This window comes from Parvibaculum sp. (assembly GCF_035511255.1).
Classification (GTDB): domain Bacteria; phylum Pseudomonadota; class Alphaproteobacteria; order Parvibaculales; family Parvibaculaceae; genus Parvibaculum.
The window spans coordinates 1-3721 of sequence record NZ_DATKFR010000264.1; the positions used below are offsets into that span (position 1 = coordinate 1).

Annotated in this window: 5 protein-coding genes; 2 read left to right on the forward strand and 3 right to left on the reverse strand. The window is 63.3% G+C overall.

From position 1 onward, the window contains the following. The 3 genes from VMR03_RS10600 to VMR03_RS10610 all read right to left on the reverse strand — a co-directional run. Positions 1–396: SDR family NAD(P)-dependent oxidoreductase (locus VMR03_RS10600; protein WP_325404978.1), on the reverse strand; the 396-nt coding region annotated here is incomplete at its 3' end. A 49-nt stretch (positions 397–445) separates the two neighbouring features. Continuing rightward, positions 446–895, reverse strand: coding sequence for a GNAT family N-acetyltransferase (locus tag VMR03_RS10605; protein WP_325404980.1), 450 nt, complete (start codon positions 893–895; stop codon positions 446–448). Between the two features lie 181 nt (positions 896–1076). Further along, positions 1077–1841, reverse strand: coding sequence for an SDR family oxidoreductase (locus tag VMR03_RS10610; protein ID WP_325404982.1), 765 nt, complete (start codon positions 1839–1841; stop codon positions 1077–1079). Between the two features lie 226 nt (positions 1842–2067). Between VMR03_RS10610 and VMR03_RS10615 the strand changes: the two genes are divergently transcribed. Then, complete coding sequence (locus tag VMR03_RS10615; RefSeq protein ID WP_325404984.1) at positions 2068–2751, forward strand: OmpA family protein; 684 nt, start codon at positions 2068–2070, stop codon at positions 2749–2751. 124 nt (positions 2752–2875) lie between these two features. Beyond that, positions 2876–3547, forward strand: a complete 672-nt coding sequence (locus tag VMR03_RS10620) for an OmpA family protein (protein WP_325404986.1) — start codon at positions 2876–2878, stop codon at positions 3545–3547. The last annotated feature ends 174 nt before the right edge of the window (positions 3548–3721 follow it).

Sequence of the window (3721 nt, forward strand, 5' to 3'; positions counted from 1 at the left end):
CGCGCCTTTCAGCGAGGTGTCGGCGCCGAGCAACGGCGCGAAGGCCTGGGTGACGATCAGCGGCCCCGTCAGGTTCACTTCCATCTGCGTCCTGAACTCCTCGATCGGGAGTTCGAGGAGCGGGCCCGACACCGCGATGCCCGCATTGTTGACGAGGCCGAAGAGCTTTTCGCCCTTCAAGGCCGCGCGAACCTCGTCGGCGCCGCGTTTCACGGCGGCGACATCCGTCACATCGAAGAGAAGTGGCGTGAACCTGTCGCCGAAATCCTGTTTGAGGCGCTGGGCGTCCGCCTCCTTGCGAACGCTGCCGAAGACGTGGAAGCCCGCCTTGGTCAGCACCTTGGTCGCGCCCCAGCCGATACCGGTGGAGACGCCCGTGACGACGATACTTTTCATGAAGCCCACTCCCCTTGATGACCGAAAAAGATCAAATGGTCATTCGCGCTCAAAGGTCAAGGTCGTAGCGGAGCCAATCCGTGCGGGCGGCGAGTTTGTCGTAGAGCTTCTGCGCGGTTTCGTTGTCCCGCGCGGTCTGCCAGTAGAGGCGGAGCCAGCCCTCGTTGCGGCCGCGATCCGCCAGCGCCTCGATCAGCGCACGGCCGACGCCGCGACCGCGCGCCTCTTCGCGCACATAAAGATCTTCGAGATAGCAGAGAAGTTTCGGGCTCCATGTGCCCTGGTGGAGCAACGCATGGGCAAAGCCGAGGGGCGCATCGTTTTCGTCGACCGCGACGATTCCGATCAGCACGCCGGAGAGGATGCGCTCAAACGTATCGTCGGAAACCTCGGGCCAGAGTTCGGTCTTGTAGAAGGCGAGATAGCCCGCCCACATCCCGTCCCAGCCCGCGCGGTCGCGGGCTTCGAGAGGACGGATGGAGATCTTCGGCTTCGTCACGAATATGCTTCCTGCTCTTCACCTCTCCCTTGAGGGAGAGGTCGAAACGCGGGAACCGCGTTTCGGGTGAGGGGGCTTCTTCGCAAGACCCTTCCTTGCGGCCCCCCCCTCCCAACCCTCCCCCTCAAGGGGGGAGGGCTTATACCGCAATACTCCTATTACGGCTCTGCCATCTGCCACCTCACGCGATGGTCACGCCGCCGTCGATGACCATCTGCTGGCCGGTCATGAAGGCGCCGGCCTTGCTGGCGAGGAAGACCGCCGCGCCGGCGATTTCGTCGGGCATGCCGATGCGCTTCAGCGGCGCGGTCGATGTCGACTTCTCCAGAATATCGGGATTGTCCCAGAGCGCTTGCGCGAATTTCGTCTTGATGAGGCCCGGCGCGATGCAGTTGACGCGCACATTATGAGCGCCGTATTCGACCGCGAGATTGCGGGCGAGCTGGAAGTCGGCGGCCTTGGAGAGGCAATAGGCACCGAGAACCGACGACCCCTTCAATCCGCCGATCGAGGAGATGATGACAATGGAGCCGTCCTTGCGTTCGACCATCTGCGGCAACACCATGTTGCAGAGCCAGTGGTTCGACTTGACGTTGGACGACATGATCTTGTCGAAGGCGTCATCCGGAATGTCCTTCGAGGAACCGAAGAAGGGATTGACGGCGGCGTTGCAGACGAGCACGTCGATCTTGCCCCAGGTCTTGTTCGTCGTGTCCACGAGGCGCTGAAGATCGGCCTTGTCGGCGATGTTGCAGGGAACGGCGATGGCCGCGTCCTTGAACTTGGCATTGATCTCGCCCGCCACCTTGTCGCAGGCATCGGCCTTGCGGCTCGAGACCACGACCTTCGCACCTTGTTCGGCCAGGCGATGGACGATCGCCTCGCCGATGCCCTTGGTCGAGCCGGTGACGATGGCGACCTTGCCGGTCAGATCGAATAGCGACATGGAGCTCCTCCCTCTTTTTGTTTCCGATTGCTTCCCGACGCCCCCCGCGTATGTGTGGACGTCAATTTTGTTCTCGCGCACACGAAGCTTTGCTAAGTTAAGCCCGGTCACGCGACGGTTGGGTTCTTTTACACCATCGGCGTCCGATGCCACAGGCAGGCACCGGGCCCGATCCGCTTTTTCCATCCTTACCTGTCGCCGGTAATTCGTCAGTATCGGAGTATCCATGCGCGGGCGATCGTGGGCAGCGCCTCTTCATATTCTTTTTTTCGGCGCCGCCGCGGTGCTCGCCGGCTGCCAGACGGCCGAGACAGTGCAGGCGCCATTGCCCGTCTCCAAGCCGCCGGCCTATGCCATGGCGGGTGGCGACGCCGGTCCGAGGCGCCTGCAGGCGATGCGCGAGATGGGCCTCGCGCCGATCCCCGGAAACGAAGTCGGCTTCTACATGGATGGCGCGGAAGCGGAACTGCTCTCCGCGCTCCGACGGCAGGGCGTCAGCGTCACGCGGGTCGGCAATTCGCTTATTCTCAACATGCAAGGAGAGCTTGCCTTCGCGCCCAACTCAACCGGGGTCTCGCCCAAATTCGCGGAGGCGCTGAAGAAGCTCGCGGTTATCCTTGGCGCCCATGACCGCATTCTCATCGACGTGACCGGGCATACGGACAGCAGCGGCAATGCGGGGGCCAATCGCAAGCTTTCGGAGGAGCGCGCCCGCAGCGTCGCCGAACTCCTCATTGCGCAAGGCGTCGAGGGAAAGCGCTTTATCCTGCGCGGGAGCGGCGCAGGCGAACCCATCGCCTCCAACCGGACGGCGGAGGGCCGCGCGCAGAACCGCCGTGTCGAGATCAAGCTCGCGCCCTTCACCACGGCCGATCAAAGGGCGAGCTACCGACGCTCCGTCGCACCCTGACCGTCGCCCGCCGAATACGGTTCACGACCCGCACGGTCTTTGCTAGGCTCCGAACCGGGGTACGCAAAGAACCAAGCGGGCGCGTCGGGGCTTTCCGCCGGGACAAAACAGGATCATCTTCATGCTGATGAAAAGAACCATCGTACTTGCCATGTGCAGCACCTTCGCGCTGGCCGCCTGCCAGACGCAAGACCCCTATACCGGAGAACAGAAGACTAGCAAGGCGACCTATGGCGCGGGCATCGGCGCTCTGGCGGGTGCGCTGGGCGGGGCTCTCATCGGCGGCGGCACGGGCAGCGACCGGCGTAACCGGGCACTCATCGCGGGCGGCGTGGGCGCGCTCGCGGGCGGCGGCATCGGCTACTACATGGATCAACAGGAATCGGAACTGACCCGACAACTGCGCTCGACTGGCGTAAGCGTCACGCGCGTCGGCGACAACATCATCCTCAACATGCCTGGCAACGTCACCTTCGCGACGAATTCGTCGGACATCAATGCGAGCTTCTACGAGGTCCTGAATTCGGTCGCGATCGTACTGAAGAAATACGACAAGACGCTGATCGACGTGACCGGCCACACGGATTCGACCGGCTCGAAGGAGCTGAACGATCGGCTGTCGCAGGCGCGCGCCGAAAGCGTTTCGCGCTACCTGATCTCGCAGGGAACCGACTCCCGCCGCTTCCTCATCAAGGGCGCCGGATCGAGCCAGCCGGTGGCGAGCAACAACACCCCCGAAGGCCGCGCACAGAACCGGCGTGTCGAAATCAAGCTGACGCCGCTGACGAATAGCTGACGATATCGAGACTCTCGCCGGCGTCGCGGCTGCCGCGACGCCGGCGAGACACTAAGATCTGGACATCTCGGGACGTGCGTCGATGTCGATGCGCAGGCGGCCTTCATCCATCCGCAAGCGCAGACCACGATGGCGAACGAGATAATGGATGGCGACGATGGCCGCGAGCAGGCC